General features: G+C 70.3%; 14 protein-coding genes and 1 pseudogene. 6 read left to right on the top strand and 9 right to left on the bottom strand.

Features of this window, described 5'->3' with window-relative positions:
* Positions 1-213: 213 nt before the first annotated feature.
* From BT364_RS26275 to BT364_RS26260, 4 genes are read right to left on the bottom strand one after another with little or no spacing between them, the layout of a single operon-like run.
* Positions 214-1,362, bottom strand: a complete 1,149-nt coding sequence (locus BT364_RS26275; protein WP_072487755.1) for an XdhC family protein — start codon at positions 1,360-1,362, stop codon at positions 214-216.
* Positions 1,355-3,517 carry a xanthine dehydrogenase family protein molybdopterin-binding subunit gene (locus BT364_RS26270; RefSeq protein WP_072487698.1) on the bottom strand — a complete coding sequence of 721 codons (2,163 nt, stop codon included), beginning with the start codon at positions 3,515-3,517 and terminating at the stop codon, positions 1,355-1,357. The genes BT364_RS26275 and BT364_RS26270 overlap by 8 nt, the downstream gene beginning before the upstream one ends.
* Positions 3,514-4,506, bottom strand: coding sequence for an FAD binding domain-containing protein (locus BT364_RS26265; protein WP_072487697.1), 993 nt, complete (start codon positions 4,504-4,506; stop codon positions 3,514-3,516). Before BT364_RS26265 ends, BT364_RS26270 begins: the two co-directional genes overlap by 4 nt.
* Positions 4,503-5,060, bottom strand: coding sequence for a (2Fe-2S)-binding protein (locus tag BT364_RS26260; RefSeq protein ID WP_072487756.1), 558 nt, complete (start codon positions 5,058-5,060; stop codon positions 4,503-4,505). The genes BT364_RS26265 and BT364_RS26260 overlap by 4 nt, the downstream gene beginning before the upstream one ends.
* A 240-nt stretch (positions 5,061-5,300) precedes the next feature.
* On the opposite strand from BT364_RS26260, the gene BT364_RS26255 reads away from it, so the two are divergent.
* Positions 5,301-5,900, top strand: coding sequence for a TetR/AcrR family transcriptional regulator (locus BT364_RS26255; protein WP_072487696.1), 600 nt, complete (start codon positions 5,301-5,303; stop codon positions 5,898-5,900).
* A gap of 83 nt (positions 5,901-5,983) precedes the next feature.
* Here BT364_RS26255 and BT364_RS26250 read toward each other — a convergent pair.
* Positions 5,984-6,331, bottom strand: a pseudogene (locus tag BT364_RS26250) (SUKH-4 family immunity protein); the annotation flags it as partial.
* 263 nt (positions 6,332-6,594) lie between these two features.
* Between BT364_RS26250 and BT364_RS26245 the strand changes: the two are divergent.
* The 4 genes from BT364_RS26245 to BT364_RS41725 all read left to right on the top strand — a co-directional run bounded on the left by BT364_RS26245 (position 6,595) and on the right by BT364_RS41725 (position 9,367).
* Positions 6,595-7,524: an aminoglycoside phosphotransferase family protein gene (locus BT364_RS26245; protein ID WP_072487695.1), complete on the top strand. Its 930-nt coding sequence runs from the start codon at positions 6,595-6,597 to the stop codon at positions 7,522-7,524.
* A gap of 255 nt (positions 7,525-7,779) precedes the next feature.
* Entirely contained in the window at positions 7,780-8,217 is a 438-nt protein-coding gene (locus BT364_RS26240) for a class I SAM-dependent methyltransferase (RefSeq protein ID WP_072487694.1), read from the top strand.
* 42 nt (positions 8,218-8,259) lie between these two features.
* A complete protein-coding gene (locus BT364_RS26235; RefSeq protein WP_072487693.1) occupies positions 8,260-8,793 on the top strand; it encodes a hypothetical protein in 534 nt (177 codons plus the stop codon).
* Between the two features lie 292 nt (positions 8,794-9,085).
* Positions 9,086-9,367 (top strand): YncE family protein, encoded by a 282-nt coding sequence (locus BT364_RS41725; protein ID WP_177328235.1) that lies wholly within the window; start codon positions 9,086-9,088, stop codon positions 9,365-9,367.
* A gap of 231 nt (positions 9,368-9,598) precedes the next feature.
* Here the strand turns inward: BT364_RS41725 and BT364_RS26225 are convergent, their stop codons facing one another.
* The gene (locus BT364_RS26225; RefSeq protein ID WP_072487692.1) at positions 9,599-10,312 is read right to left on the bottom strand and encodes a response regulator; all 714 of its coding nucleotides are present in this window, start codon (positions 10,310-10,312) and stop codon (positions 9,599-9,601) included.
* A complete protein-coding gene (locus BT364_RS26220; RefSeq protein WP_072487691.1) occupies positions 10,309-11,535 on the bottom strand; it encodes a sensor histidine kinase in 1,227 nt (408 codons plus the stop codon). Before BT364_RS26220 ends, BT364_RS26225 begins: the two co-directional genes overlap by 4 nt.
* Positions 11,536-11,787: 252 nt before the next feature.
* Here BT364_RS26220 and BT364_RS26215 point away from each other — a divergent pair, with 252 nt between their 5' ends.
* Positions 11,788-14,043 carry an MMPL family transporter gene (locus tag BT364_RS26215; RefSeq protein ID WP_072487690.1) on the top strand — a complete coding sequence of 752 codons (2,256 nt, stop codon included), beginning with the start codon at positions 11,788-11,790 and terminating at the stop codon, positions 14,041-14,043.
* On the opposite strand, the gene BT364_RS43305 is transcribed toward BT364_RS26215, so the two are convergent.
* Together BT364_RS43305 and BT364_RS43300 are read right to left on the bottom strand one after the other, a co-directional pair.
* A complete protein-coding gene (locus BT364_RS43305; protein ID WP_256260235.1) occupies positions 13,985-14,215 on the bottom strand; it encodes a GNAT family N-acetyltransferase in 231 nt (76 codons plus the stop codon). The two genes, BT364_RS26215 and BT364_RS43305, sit on opposite strands and share 59 nt — an antisense overlap.
* Positions 14,212-14,496: a hypothetical protein gene (locus tag BT364_RS43300; protein WP_256260230.1), complete on the bottom strand. Its 285-nt coding sequence runs from the start codon at positions 14,494-14,496 to the stop codon at positions 14,212-14,214. Before BT364_RS43300 ends, BT364_RS43305 begins: the two co-directional genes overlap by 4 nt.
* Positions 14,497-14,550: the final 54 nt, after the last annotated feature.

Genomic DNA, 14,550 nt, shown 5'->3' with positions numbered 1-14,550 from the left:
TCACCTGCTACGTGGAGCCTGACCCGCAGCCTGGATCTCGCAGGTGAACGCGCTCACCTTCTCCGCACTGCTCATCGAGGCCAATGCGCGTTCGTCCTGGACCTGGCGCTCCACCGTTGCGGGCGCGTACGTGGCCGTGATTCTGGAGGCTCTGCCGGCCCCGCATCCGTCGAGCCCCAGCCCCTACCTCTCGGCCCGCCCGGCCTCGCCAGATCATGCCGCTGTACGGGAGTGGTGCTCGCCCGTATCCCGCCCGCCCACGTCATGGTGGATGGGCGTACCCGATCCGGTCAGCGGTACACCCGTACCGCCCCGGCGCGCCGCGACGATCTCCGCCGCGATGGACAGGGCGGTCTCTTCGGGGGTACGGGCGCCGAGGTCGAGGCCGATCGGGGAGTGCAGGCGCGCCAACTCACGGTTGGTGAGGCCGACTTCGCGAAGGCGACGATTGCGGTCCTCGTGGGTGCGGCGCGAGCCCATCGCGCCGACGAAAGCGACCGGCAGCCGCAGGGCCGTCTCCAGGAGCGGAACGTCGAACTTGGCGTCATGGGTGAGCACGCACAGGACGGTTCGTCCGTCGGTCGCGGTGCGCCGGAGGTAGCGGTGCGGCCAGTCGACCACGAGCTCGTCCGCCTCGACGAAACGGGCGCGCGTAGCGAAGACCGGCCGGGCGTCACACACGGTCACGTGGTAACCGAGGAACTTGCCCGCCCGTACGAGCGCCGTCGCGAAATCCACGGCACCGAAGACGATCATCCGGGGCGGCGGCACCCTCGACTCCACGAACAGCGTCACGCCGCCCGGACAGCGCGACCCGTCCTCAGCGATCTCGACGGTGCCGGTGCGGCCGGTGTCCAGCATCGCGCGGGCCTCCGCCGCCGCCGTCCGGGCCAGCTCCGGACGGCCGTCGAGGCTGCCCTCGTACGAGCCGTCGGGGTGCACGAGCAGGGCCCTGCCGAGCAGTTCCACCGGGCCCCGGGCCACCCGCGCCAGGGCCGTCGGCTGCCCCCGGTGCGCGGCCGACACCCCGGCCCGGAACACCGGCGCGTCCGCACGCACCGGTGTGACCAGGACCTCGATGACACCGCCGCAGGTGAGCCCCACCGCGAAGGCGTCCTCGTCGTCGTATCCGAACCGCTCGCGTACCGTCCGCCCGTCCTGGAGTGCCTGGACGCACAGGTCGTACACCGCGCCTTCCACACAACCGCCGGAGACGGAACCGATGGCGGTGCCGTCACCGTCGACGGCCAGGGCGGCGCCGGGACCGCGCGGCGCGCTGCCGCTGACGGCCACGACGGTGGCGACGGCGAAGTCCCGGCCCTCCTCGAACCACCGGTTCAGCTCCTCGGCGATATCAAGCACTCCCGGCTCCTCCCGCTGCCCGGCGCCGGGCCTCGTCCGCCGCACACAGGACGCGGTCCGGACGGATCGGGAGGTCCCGGTGACGTACACCGGTCGCGTGCCACACCGCGTTGGCGATCGCGGCGGCCACTCCCACGATGCCGATCTCTCCGATGCCCTTGATCCCGACCGGATCGCCCGGGACGGGATCGTCCACCCAGTCCGCCTCGATGATCGGCACATCGGCGTGCGAGGCGAAGTGGTAGCCGGCGAGGTCGGCGCCGACGTGGCTGCCCGAGGCCTGGTCCCTGATGGCCTCCTCGTGGAGCGCCATGGACAGCCCCCAGATCATTCCTCCGATGAACTGGCTGCGGGCGGTGAGCGGGTTGACGATGGTGCCCGCGGCGTAGATGCCGAGCAGCCGTCGCACGCGCACTTCACCGGTGTCCACATCCACCGCGACCTCGGCGAACTGGGCTCCGAAGGAGTGGCGTTCCTTCTGCGTGAGAGCGCCGATGGCCTCGGCCGTGTTCGACCGGGCCGTGATCCCCTCCGGCGGAATGCCACCACCCAGGGACAGCCGCTCCCGCAGTTCGTTCGCCGCGACCGTCACCGCCCACGCCCAGGAACGCGTCCCCATCGAGCCTCCGGCGATCATCGCCGGGCCGAGGTCGCTGTCCGCGATGCGCACCCGGACGCGGTCCGGATCCACCTCCAGCGCGTCCGCGGCGACCAGGGTCATCGCGGTCCGCGCCCCCGTTCCGACGTCCGCCGCGTTGATCCGTACGGTGAAGGTCCCGTCGGCCTCCGCGGTCACGGCCGCGGTGGACGGCCCCACCCCCGAGGGATAGGTGGCCGCCGCCGTGCCCGATCCGAGCAGCCAGCGCCCCTCGCGGCGCAGTCCGGGACGGGGGTCCCGGTCCGCCCAGCCGAACCGGCGGGCGCCCTCCTCGAAGCAGGCCAGCACATTGCGGCTGCTGAACGGCAGCCCGGACACCGGACCCGCCTCGGGTTCATTGCGCACGCGCAGCGCGATCGGGTCGATGCCGCACTTCTCGGCCAGCTCGTCGAGGGCCGATTCGAGGGCGAAGGACCCCGGTGCCTCGCCCGGGGCGCGCATCCACGTCGGAGTCGGCACATCGAGCCGTACGAGCCGGTGAAGGGTGTGATGCGCGTCGGCGTCGTACATCACCCGCCCCAGCACGGCGCTCGACTCGACGAATTCGTGCACGGTCGACGTGAGACTCTGCGCCTGGTGGTCGAAGGCACGCAGCCGGCCATCGGCGTCGGCACCGAGCCTGATCCGCTGAGCGGTAGGGCTGCGGTAACCGATGAGCGAGAACATCTGGCTGCGCGTCAGCACGACACGGACCGGACGATGGAGCACGGTCGTGGCCATCACGGCCGCCACTTGATGCGGGCTCAGACCCTTCGACCCGAAGGCGCCCCCGACGTGTTCGGACCGCACCCGCACGGAGGCCGGATCGAAGGAGAAGAGCTGCGCCAGCTCGCTCGCCACCCAGCTGCTGCCCTGGTTGGAGTCGATGACGTCGAGTCGGCCGCCGTCCCAGCGGGCCGTCGCCGCATGCGGTTCCATCGGGTTGTGGTGCTCCTCCGGAGTGGTGTACTCCGCGTCCACGACCACGGCGGAGGCATCGAGCCCAGCCTCCACGTCCCCCTTCTCCGTCTCGGCCTTGACGATCGGAGTGTCCCCCGGCGTGTAGGCGTCCGAACGGCCGGAGTGGAACGCGACATCGTGCGGTTCTTCGTCGTACTGGACCACCAGCGCCTCGGCGGCCTCCCTGGCCTGCTCGGAGGTCTCGGCCACCACCAACGCCACGGGCCAGCCCGCGAAGGGTACGCGGTCGTGCTGGAAGAGCCCAACGATCGGGTTCGGCCGCCCCAGCATGCCCATGTAGTCGGTGTCCACGCGCGGAGCGTTCCCGTGGTGCAGCACGGTGAGAACGCCCGGCATGGCCAGGACGGGGCCGTCCCCCACGGAACGGATGCGGCCGCGGGCCACGGTCGACAACACCAGCCATCCATGAGTGAGTTCGGCGAACGGAACCTCTCCGGAGTAGCGGGCCGCCCCGGTGACCTTGTCGCGGCCCTCCACGCGGGTGTGGGCGGAGCCGACGGCTCCTGTCACGGCGGCGACCCCGGTCGTCGTGGTCATCGGGAGACCTCCTCGGTGAGCTCGGTCAGCACGGCCACGACGAGGCTGCGCATCAGCGTCACCTTGTAGCCGTTGTCGGGAAGGGGCTCGGCGGCGGCCAGTTCGGCATCCGCCGCGGCGGCGAACGCTTCCGCGTTCGCCGGCCCGCCGATCAGGGCCTGCTCGGCCGCACGCGCCCGCCAGGGCCTCGACGCGACAGCCCCGAGTGCCAGACGCACTTCGCGTACGACACCGTCCCGGACATCGAGCGCGGCGGCGATCGAGCCGATCGCGAACGCGTACGAGGCGCGCTCGCGCACCTTCCGGTACCGCGAGTGGGCGGCGACGGGGGAGGGCGGCAGCGTGACGCCGGTGATCAGCGCGCCGGGCGGAAGAGCGGTCTCGATGTGCGGCGTGTCGCCCACGGGCGGATAGAACTCCGACATGGGCAACTCGCCCGGTCCGTCGGCCGTTTCGTACGAGATGACGGCGTCGAACGCGGCGAGCGCGACTGCCATGTCCGAGGGATGGGTGGCGATACAGCGCGCGGAGGCGCCGAGGATCGCGTGGTTGTGGTGTTCGCCGTCGACGGCGGGACAACCACTGCCGGGGGAGCGCTTGTTGCACGGCTTGCTGATGTCGGTGAAGTAGCCGCAGCGGGTGCGCTGGAGAAGATTCCCGCCGACCGTGGCCATGTTGCGCAGCTGCCCGGAGGCGCCGGCCAGCACGGCCTGCGCCAACGCCGGGTGGTGGCGCCGCACTTCGGGGTGGGCCGCGAGATCGCTGTTGGTGACGGTCGCACCGATGCGCAGTCCACCGCCCCCGGTGAAACCGACTCCGTCGAGAGGGAGTTCACGTACGTCGACGAGCAGCGCGGGCCGCTCCACACCTGCCTTCATCAGGTCGACAAGATTGGTGCCGCCGCCGAGGAAACGGGCGTCGGGGGCGGAACCGAGCAGGGCGACCGCCTCGGAAACGCCGAAGGCCCGTTCGTAGCCGAACTCCCTCACGCCACCGCCTCCTTGTCCTGGGTTCCGGTCGCCTCCGCGGCTTGCGCGACTGCCTGAACGATCGACACATAGGCGCCACAGCGGCACAGGTTGCCGCTCATGCGCTCGCGGATCTCCTCGGCACCGAGTGCGGGCACCCCCGCCTCGGGCCGGACGTCGTCGGTCGCCGCGCTCGGCCAGCCCGCCGCGTGTTCCTCGATCACCGCAATGGCCGAACAGATCTGCCCGGGTGTGCAGTATCCGCACTGAAATCCATCGAGGTCGAGAAAGGCCTGCTGCACCGGATGGAGCTGTTCACCATCGGCCACGCCCTCGATGGTGGTGATCACGCGGCCCTCGGCCGCGACCGCGAGCTGGAGGCAGGAAACAGCCCGGCGCCCATCGAGCAGCACCGTGCAGGCACCGCATTGCCCCTGGTCACAGCCCTTCTTGGAACCGGTCAGGTCAAGACGCTCGCGCAGGGCGTCGAGCAGGGTGGTGCGATGGTCGACCGGCAGTGTGTACTTCTCGCCATTGATGTTCAGGGTGATGGCACTGGACGTCGATGGAGCCATGATCAGCCTTCTTTCGCATTGCTGATGCGCGTCGAACGAGACGATCCCGGTGGACATTCCGGAAGGGAGAGGGCGATGAGGGTGATTTAACCATTGACGGTGGGCGCAACTCGGCCACGCCGGCCGGATCTGCCGCTATGGTGAATCCAAGCGGACAGCTGTCCGCTTTTCGTCGAACCTAGCGGACAGCTGTTCGCTCAGCAAGGCCGGACTTGGCCGTGCTTTCCGGGAGGAGGACGGGTGCAGGACGAGAAGAGCGCGCCTCTGCGCCCGGACGCGCAACGGAATCGCGAGCGCATCCTGGAAGTCGCACTGGCCGAGCTGACGCGGGCGGCGGACGCACCGCTGAGCACGATCGCGAAGAAGGCGGGTGTCGGGCAGGGGACCTTCTACCGCAACTTCCCGAACCGCGAGGCTCTCGTTCTGGAGGTCTACCGCTACGAGATGCAGCAGGTGGCCGACACCGCGGTCCAACTGCTCCGGACCCGCACGCCCGACCAGGCGCTGAGGGAGTGGATGGACCGTCTCGCCCAGTACGCCATGGCCAAGGCCGGCCTGGCCGATGCCCTGCGCAAGTCCACCGGAAGGTACGGCAGCCTGGCCCAGTTGGGGCACGGCCCGGTGACTCGGGCGGTCACGCTGCTGCTGAACGCGAACGAGCAGGCCGGCACCATCCGTCCGGGGCTGCCCCCCGAAGACTTCGTACTCGCCATCGCCGGGCTCTGGCAGATTGACCCGCACAGCGACTGGCAGCCGCGCGCGAAGCGCCTTCTGGACCTTGTGATGGACGGCCTGCGGGCGGGGGCCCCCGGACCATCGAGCGGGCCTGAACGCGCCTGAACGCGGTGCCGGATGCGGAGATCCGGAGATCCGGAAAGCCGCGACGTGGTTCGCGGGCGGGGTGTCTCGGTTGTTGTGCGTGATCAGACGCTCATGGCGTAGCCCAGCTCCTCCGCGGCGACGCGCCAGAAGGAGTTCTCACCGGCGACGGCCGCCGCGTCGATCGCCTCGAACCGCTCCACCAGCGCCTCGGTATGCGCGTCGGCAGCCTCTTCGGCCAGATCCTCGGCCGCGTCGGAGTCGTTGTCGGGCCCTTCGTACGCATTCGCCTCGGCCGCGGCCTCCTCGTAGGCGCGGTTGAACGCGACGAATACCGCAGCGCTGGAGTTCACCAAGTGAGGTATGCCGTCCTCCGGCAGGCCCCACAGTGAGCCGTCGGCACGGCGTACGCCGAGCGCGCTCAACCCAGGGTCGAGCGCGACCAGCACGTACCGTTCCCCTTCGGCCGTGCGTTCCGCGAAGGGTGTGTCCTGCTATGCACCGGGGTGGGGGGAACCGCTGCATCCGGCCAGGAGTGAGGCGAGTTCGGCATCGTCCATACGGAGAATTCAACCCTCGCCGCTGGCGCAGCCGCCACGGGCCGCACCGGCCGTGGGCCGACCCCACCAGCACACCCGACGGAGCCCGGTGCCGGGACCGTGTGAGGTGTCATGTCGATTCCCTTGCTTGCTCGGCCGGTGCGTAGGGTGCGGGGATGATTGAAGCACCAGGGGCATTCGCACGGAGCACGATCGAGCGCGAGGGTGAGCCGGGCGCGGCTTGGCTGGCCGGGCTGCCCGGTGTGGTGGAGGAGCTGCTGGACCGCTGGGACTGTGTGCCGGACGGCGAGGTCATGCACGGGGGTGTCGGGGTCATCGTTCCGGTGCGTCGGCAGGCCGACGGGGCCGTGGTGAAGGTGTCGTTCCCCCATCCCGGCAATGTGTGTGAGCCGGACGCGTTTGCGGCCTGGGGCGGACGTGGAGCCGTGCTGCTGCACGAGCGCGATGACGAGCACTTCGCCATGTTGCTGGAGCGCGTACGGTCGTCCACCCTGGCGGAGCTCGAAGAGGGCGATGAGGCAGTTAGGATCGCAGGACGGATCAGCCGTCGACTGGCCATCCCCGCGCCGCCCGGACTGCCCCGGCTCCGGGAGCAGGTCGAGGCATGGGAGGCCGAACTCCACCAGGACAAAGAGGAACTGACGCACACGCTGTCCCGATACGCGATGGATGCCGCCCTGGCGACAGCCCGGGAGCTCGGCCACGATCAGCCGGACACCCTCATCCACGGCGACCTGCACGCCCGTAACATCCTGCGCGCCGATCGTGAGCCGTGGCTCGCCGTCGACCCCAAGGGGCACGCGGGAGACCCCGCTTACGACGCCGGCACTCTGCTCAAGTCACGGGCGCTGACGCTCATCGAGGCGAGCGACCTGCGGAAGGCGCTGCATCGTACCTTGCACGTTTTCGCCGAGGCGGCCGAAGTCGACCGCGAACGTGCCCGGCGCTGGGCCCAGTTCCATGCCGTCCGGGCCGCCTTCTGGGGGCGCCGCCATGGATTTCGCAGGGCGCGCGGAGGGCGGCAACTGGACTGGCTCACACAATTCGTCGACACCCTGGCGGAGTTGCTCACCACAAGGGCCTAGCGTGACGGCCCATGAGCGCAGCAATCATCACTGTCGGGCTGGCGTTTGCCGGATGCCTTGCGACCTTGCCCAGCCACCGGGCCATGCGGGACATGCCTCCTGGCACGAGATCACCATGACCAGGTGGGAGCAGGGCAGCCGCGGAGTGGCGTCAGGCAGAGGGATCACCTTCCGTCGGCTCCGGCAGCAGCGGCGCGATGTCTGCTGCTTCGCGCGCGGCTCGTGCCGCAGTGACGAGAACGCTCCGCCGAACTCGTGCGCACCGCCGACCGAGGGGCCGTCGCGGACCACGGCTGCTCGATGACCGCACTGGACCTCGCTGACGACGAGCTCGGCGGCATCCTGGCCTACTACTCCACTCACCACACGCCGCCCGAGGCGCTCCCCGTCGTGTTCACCGATTTCCACCGCACCCTGGCACCCGGTGGGCATCTGATGGTCGTCGGGCGGGTGGGGAACGGCGAGCATCGGCGTGAGAGGAGCGCCTATGGCAACCATCCCGCGTACTTCGAGTCCTACCTGCTGCCGGCAGACCGGATCGCCGAACTGCTGGGCCGGGCAGGGCTGGTGGTGACCACCCGGCTGGTCCAGGAACCCGCCGAAGAGGGGAAGAGGGCGATCGCCAGCTTCCTGGCCCACAATCCGGACGAAGCTCCGGGCGGCCAAGGGCCCCACCCTTCCTCATTGCGGTAACTTTAGTTGCGGTATCGGTGTTCGGTAACTAGAGTTACCGGCATGACGCTGCCCGAGATCACGACCGCGGAACAGACAGTCCTCGACAAGGCTCTCCTCGATGCCCTCGACCCACTCGCCTCGGCCATGCGTGCCCGGGCGACCGGACTCCCTGAAGAGCGCATGTGGGAAGCCGACCCCATCGGCGTCACTCTGTCGATCCTCACCACCTGGAAGGTGGTGGACGCGGAGGTCAAGCGGTTGACGGCAATCGCGGCAAGGACCGCCGGCTCCTACGGTGCGAGCTACGAGCAGTTGGGCGCTGCCTGGGGTATCACCCGGCAGGGTGCTCGCAAGAAGTGGCCCGACGCCATCGACAGGTCGGTCCCTGCCGAGTCGGAGCCGAGCGTCATCGAGCTGTGCGGTGGCAGCGCCGAACTGTCCCGGGAGCCGTCGTCCGGCGGCTGGCGGTGGGTCGGCCAGGGAGCCGACGGGACGCGAGACGAGGCCGACAACACCTCGTACTACGCAACGAAGGAGGAGGCGGCCGCGCACGCGGGTGCCTTTCTGCGAGAGCACGTCGCCGAGCACGGCTAGGGTCCGCGTGACGGCCGATGCGTGAGCTGTTCGCCGGCTACTTCGGCCGGACGCGCCGGGGCGTCCGGCTGTTGCCCGCCCTCGCTCCTGCAGCACCGCCGACGGCGCGCAGGTCTTCGTCGCCTCGCCGTACGCCGGTTTCGGCAAGGCCGCCGCCGATGACGGACCGGCCAACGGAATCCGGGTCATCGACGCCCGGACCGCGTCCGTCGTCGACACACTGCCCACGGAGAACGTCGTCCTGCCGGTGCACCTCACGTCGACGGGAAAGCTGCTCGCGGGCGAACTTCGCATGGAACCCGACCCTGTGTCCCTGCTCGGACGCCACGCACCGGGCCGCCTCACGGTGTTCTCCGCCGACGCCCAAAAGCGGCTGGGTGAGATCGAGGTGGGCCTCGGGCCGCTGACCATCACCTCGTCGTCCGATGGCCGGATCGGGTACGTGGCCTGCGTCGCCTCGTCCACCGTCGACATCGTCGACCTGGTCACGCTTCAGGGCCTGGCCCGGCTGGACATCGCCGGACTCGGCGAGCCCGGCTCCCACGGACTGGCCTACATCCCGCGCCCGGCCTGATCTGCGCGAGGAACACGTCCGACCCCTTCGCGGCCCATGCTGTTGTGGGCGCAATGGGCACAGTGGGCATGAGCAGCAAGTCGTGCTGGGAACAGCCGTGCGCGAGCGGACTCTGCCGATCTCCTGCACCTCCGTCTTCAACGACACCGGCCACCCCGCGATCAGCGTCCCCGCCGGGCTGGCGCCGGAGGGCCTGCCCTGTGCGGAACACATCGGAGTTGCCGGGCGTGGTCACCGGCTGTCGCGAGCGGTGACCAGGCCCGATTCGTAGGCCGCGATGACCGCCTGGGCGCGGTCGCGGACGGCGAGCTTGTCGAAGATGCTGGTGATGTGGTTCTTGACCGTGGAGAGGCTGATGTCCAAGGCGCGGGAAATCTCGGTGTTGTCGAGGCCGGTGGCCATCAGATGCCACACCTCGACCTCGCGAGGGGTGAGTTCACCCAGGCCGGTAGGGGCCGGCGGCGCACCGTGGGGTGCGCGTACGTAGGTGGAGATCAGCCGAGTGAGCAGGCGCGGCGCGACGGCGGCGTCGCCGGCGTGGACGGTGCGGATCGCCGCGATCAGGTCCTCCGGGGAGCTGTCCTTGGGCAGGAACCCGTAGGCCCCGGCGCGCAGGGCGCCCACGACGTACTCGTCGAGGTCGAAGGTGCTGAGGGCCAGGACCCGGCAGCCGGGCACGGTGGCGGCGAGTTCCCCCGTAGCGCCGACCCCGTCGAGGACGGGCATCCGGATGTCCATCACCACGACGTCGGGGCGCAGCCGGTGGGCGAGGGTGACGGCCTGCGCACCGTTCTCGGCCTCGCCCACCACCTCGATGGCCGGGGCGGGGGAGAGGATCAGCGACAGGCCGCGCCGGACCAGTGGCTGGTCGTCCGCGATCAGCACCCTGATCCTCGGCGGCGGCGGCGGCGGCGGTGGTGTCGTCGTCGGTCCGGTCCCGGTCATCGGTGTGCTCCCTCGTGCTGGACGGCCGCCTCGGCTGCCTCGTCGGTGGTCAGTGGCAGGTCGGCCACCACGGCGAATCCGCCGTCGGCCTGCGGTCCGACGGTGAGGGTGCCGCCGTGCAGGGCGACGCGCTCGCGCATGCCGATGAGGCCGTAACCGCCCGAGCCTGCGGCGAACGCCCCCTCCTGCGGCGGAGTGCCTCCGCCGTCGTCCCGTACCTCGATGGTGATCCGCTCCTCGTGGTACGTCAGTTGTACGGACGCGCGGGCCTCCCCCGCGTACTTGCGGGTGTTGGTAAGAGCCTCCTGGGCGATCCTGAACACCGTGAGGCCGACGGTCGGCGGCAGCGGACGCTGATGCCCATGGACGCTGAAGTCGGTCGGCAGTCCGGCAAGGCGCGACTCGGCCACCAGCCGGTCGAGGTTGCCGGCGCCGGGCTGGGGGAGCGACGGCGCGGACTCCGGTTCGTCGCCGGCCCGCAGTACATCGAGGAGTTGGCGCATTTCGCGCAGCGCGAGCCGCCCGGATGACTCCAGAGTGACCAGGGCGTCCCGGACCACCTCCGTCTGCGCGAGGTTGGCCCGGGCTCCACCGGCCATCAGCTGCATGGTGGTGATGTGGTGGGCCACGATGTCATGCAACTCCCGTGCGATGCGACGGCGTTCGTCGGCCACCGCACAGTCGGCGAGGAGCTTGCGGTTGGCGGCCACCTCCTGCTGCCAGCGGTTGATCGCCAGAGCGGTGGCGACGACGATCAGGGCGGTGAAGGGCGGCGTAATGACCTCCTGCCAGGGCGGAATCCGGCCGCTGCTCTGGCTCAGCAGCGTCAGCGAAACCGTCGCGACGGCCGCGACCGCCGTCACCCGTCCGGAGCAGGCCCTGGCGACCGAGTACAGCGCGACCACCAGGACGGCACCGAAGTGGCTGGGCAGCGGGACGGTCAGGGCGGCCGTCGCGTCGAGTGCCAGAGCGGCGGCGAGCGCCGCCACCGGGTGCCTGCGTCGGGCCAGCAGCGGCATGGCCGCCAGCGCGACATAGAGGAACCCGGCCACGCTCACGTCGTGCCGGCCGTCGGGATCGTCGAAGAACACGTAGCTGAGCAGGTTCATCACACACGCCCCGCCGGTCACGAGTGCGTCGTTACGGGTCCACGGCGGTTCGGCGCTGTCGACGTGAAGTGACTTCCGGGCATCACCGGGCCCGTTGTGTCGGCTCCTGGGCATGTGTGTTCTCCCTGTGTCCGGCCTCCCGGCCCCCGGGACAGGGTTGCACAGCATCGGCGGCGGCAGTCCGTGGCCCTTGACCAGGACCTTGACCAGGACCAGGGTCCTGGTCAAGGGGCGGGGTGGGACCCAGGGCCCCGGTCCGGATCATCCGCTGCCACGACGATCACCGGCTCGCGCAGTGATGGTCTGGAGACCGGCCGGAATCCCCTGGCCGACGTCCGCAATCAACTCCGTCCGCCGGAGGACATCGTGATCCGCGCCCTGACCGGATACTCCACCAGACACCCGTGGAAGGTCATCGCCCTCTGGGCGGTGCTGGGTGTCGTACTGGTCGCCCTGACCCCGACCCTGATCGCTCGCGTCACCCACCACCGGACCGGGGACTTCCTGCCCCGCAGCTACGACTCGGCCGCCGCGCTGCGGATTGCCGAGGAGCAGTTCGGGGTGAACCCCGACGCCACCACGGTGACGGTGCTGGTCGCGCGGTCCGACGGCAAGGCATTGAGCCCTGCCGACCAGAAGCGGGTCGAGACCGAGGCGGCGAAGCTCGCCCGGCATCGGGTGATCATGCCCAAGGAGGACGACGGCCCGCGGTTCCTGCTCCCGGACCACTCACAGACACCCCGGATAGCACCAGCGATGACGGCGCCCGACCGCAGTTTCGAACTGCTCTCCGTCCAACTGGCGGGGAATCCCTCGGACACGGGGGTCCAAGGTGTCTACCGGACCTTCCGGGACGCTGCCCGGGCGCAGTTCTCCGAGTCGGGAATGCGCACCGGTTTCACCGGGGGGCTCGCCGACAGCGTCGACACCGCCGATGCCCACGAGACCGCAGCGAAGGTCGGGAGCGCCCTCGTCATGGGGTTCATCATCCTGCTCAACGTGCTGGCATTCCGCAGTGCGCCGGCAGCCCTGCTGCCGCTGATCGCGGTTGCCATGATCGGCGGAGTGGCGGTGGGAGCCGTCGCGGTTGCCGCGATGCTCACCGGGCACAAGCTCGACGCGGGCACCCCGAATCTGATCAATGTGGTCCTGCTCGGCATCGGCATCGACTATCTGCTGTTCCTGCTGTTCCGCTTCCGTGAGCAGCTGCGCAACCGGCCGGAGCGGCCCGCCCGCGAGGTTGCCGAGGAGGTCTCCGGCCGGGTGGGCACCGCGATCACCTCGGCGGCGCTGACCATCGTGGCCGCGTTCGCCACGCTGGGCCTCGCGACCTTTGGGCAGTTCCGCTCGCTGGGCCCCGCGATCGCCGTCGCGGTCCTGGTGATGCTGCTCGGCAGCCTCACCCTGCTGCCGGCGCTCCTCGCGGCCGCCGGCCGCAAGATGTTCTGGCCCTCCAAGGCCCTTCGCCACAAGCCGGGCGAAGGCCGTGCCGCCCGATTCGGCGCGCTGGTCACGCGACGACCGCTGACGATGCTGACGGCCTCCGTGGCCCTGCTCGCCGCGCTGGCCGCCGGGTTGACCGGCATCCGCATGGACTACGGACGGAGCGATTTCGGCGACCGGACCGCCGCCGCGGCCACCGCGGCCGAGATCTCCCGCGCGCTGCCGGCCGGAGTGTCGGACCCGACGAGCGTCTTCGTCACCGCCAAGCGCGGCGGCACCCTCACCACCGGCCGGCTGAACGGCCTCCATCGGGCACTCACCCAGGTCAAGGGCGTGGGACAGGCCGCGGCGACCGTCCTCAACAAGGACCACCGGGCCGCCAGGATCGACCTCTACCCGACCGCGGATCCGCAGAGCCAGCAGGCCCGGGACCTGGCCTCCGGACCGATCCGGGACGCGGTCGCCCGGCACACACCCGCCGGGACGACGGCACACGTCGGCGGAACGGCGGCGGTCTTCGCCGACATCTCCAGCGCCGTCGACCACGACCTGAGGACCGTGTTCCCGGTCGCGGCCGCACTCATCGCGCTCATCCTCCTGCTGCTCCTGCGGAGCCTGCTCGCACCGGTGGTCCTGATGCTCTCCGTCGGACTCGGCTTCGCCGCCACCCTCGGCGCCGCCACGCTGCTGTTCCAGCACGGCCTCGGCAATCCGGGCGTCGACTTCACCCTCCCTCTGGTGCTTTTCCTGTTCGTCGTGGCCCTGGGCACCGACTACAACATCCTGATCGCCGACCGGATCCGGGAGGAGATGCAGCGACCGGGCCCGGCCCGCCCCGCCGTGGCCCGCGCGGTACGGCATACGACACCGGCCATCGCGATGGCCGGGCTGGTCCTTGCCGGCTCCTTCGCCTCGCTTGCCACGACCCCGGGAAACGAACAGGTTGCCTTCGCGTTGGCGCTCGGCATCCTGCTCTCCGCGATCGTCCTGTCGCTGGTGCTTGTCCCCGCCCTCGCCGCGCTCCTCGGGCGGAGTATCTGGTGGCCGTTCCGCCCGCGGCCCACCGCAGTCGGTCACTCCCAGCACCGTACGACCACACCTGCTCCGGAACCCGACCAGGTCATGGCAGAAATGTCCCAGGCCCACAGCACCGGCGCCCGCCGGCCGGCCGACGCGTAGGGGCGGCGTTGCCGGTGTGGGTCTCTGCCGTGAGGCGGTGCATCGGGAGTTCGCCGAACGCCAGGTCCACCAGAGTGTCGAGGGCGTCGGTGCCGTGGCCGTGCCCGCGATGCTGAGCAGCCAGCATCAGCTCGACCTGTGCTGTGCCGTTGACGATGTTCTGGCCGGTCAGTGCGATGTGGCCGATGGGGGTGCTGTCGGGGAGCAGGACGACGAAGTCGTCGCGATCGGCGCGTCGTCACTGTCGCGCTCGATGCGCTCGCGCGTCGCGGTGAGGCAGCGCGGCCAGATGCCGATCTCATAGGCGGTTACCGGGTCGGATCGCCAACCGTGCAAGAGTTCGGCGTCGTCGATGTCGACTGCCGCGAGACCGACAGCCTTGGCACGCCAGGAAAGCTCCCTTCCAGCCTCTGCCTCATGCTCATTGCCCGCGATCCCGGTGTCTTCGATCACGGGCGGATGCTATGGGCGCCGCCAAGTCGCGGCCAACGGATTTCTCTGGTCAGT

Source organism: Streptomyces atratus (genome assembly GCF_900119365.1).
Taxonomy (GTDB): Bacteria; Actinomycetota; Actinomycetes; order Streptomycetales; family Streptomycetaceae; genus Streptomyces; species Streptomyces atratus_B.
This window is presented reverse-complemented; position numbering and strand designations above follow the sequence as displayed.

Coding starts and splice junctions, on each gene's coding strand:
- BT364_RS26270 (WP_072487698.1), bottom strand. CDS start 3,517: ATGACCACGACGACCGGGGTCGCCGCCGTGACAGGAGCCGTCGGCTCC.
- BT364_RS26260 (WP_072487756.1), bottom strand. CDS start 5,060: ATGGCTCCATCGACGTCCAGTGCCATCACCCTGAACATCAATGGCGAG.
- BT364_RS26245 (WP_072487695.1), top strand. CDS start 6,595: ATGATTGAAGCACCAGGGGCATTCGCACGGAGCACGATCGAGCGCGAG.
- BT364_RS26235 (WP_072487693.1), top strand. CDS start 8,260: ATGACGCTGCCCGAGATCACGACCGCGGAACAGACAGTCCTCGACAAG.
- BT364_RS41725 (WP_177328235.1), top strand. CDS start 9,086: ATGGAACCCGACCCTGTGTCCCTGCTCGGACGCCACGCACCGGGCCGC.
- BT364_RS26225 (WP_072487692.1), bottom strand. CDS start 10,312: ATGACCGGGACCGGACCGACGACGACACCACCGCCGCCGCCGCCGCCG.
- BT364_RS26220 (WP_072487691.1), bottom strand. CDS start 11,535: ATGCCCAGGAGCCGACACAACGGGCCCGGTGATGCCCGGAAGTCACTT.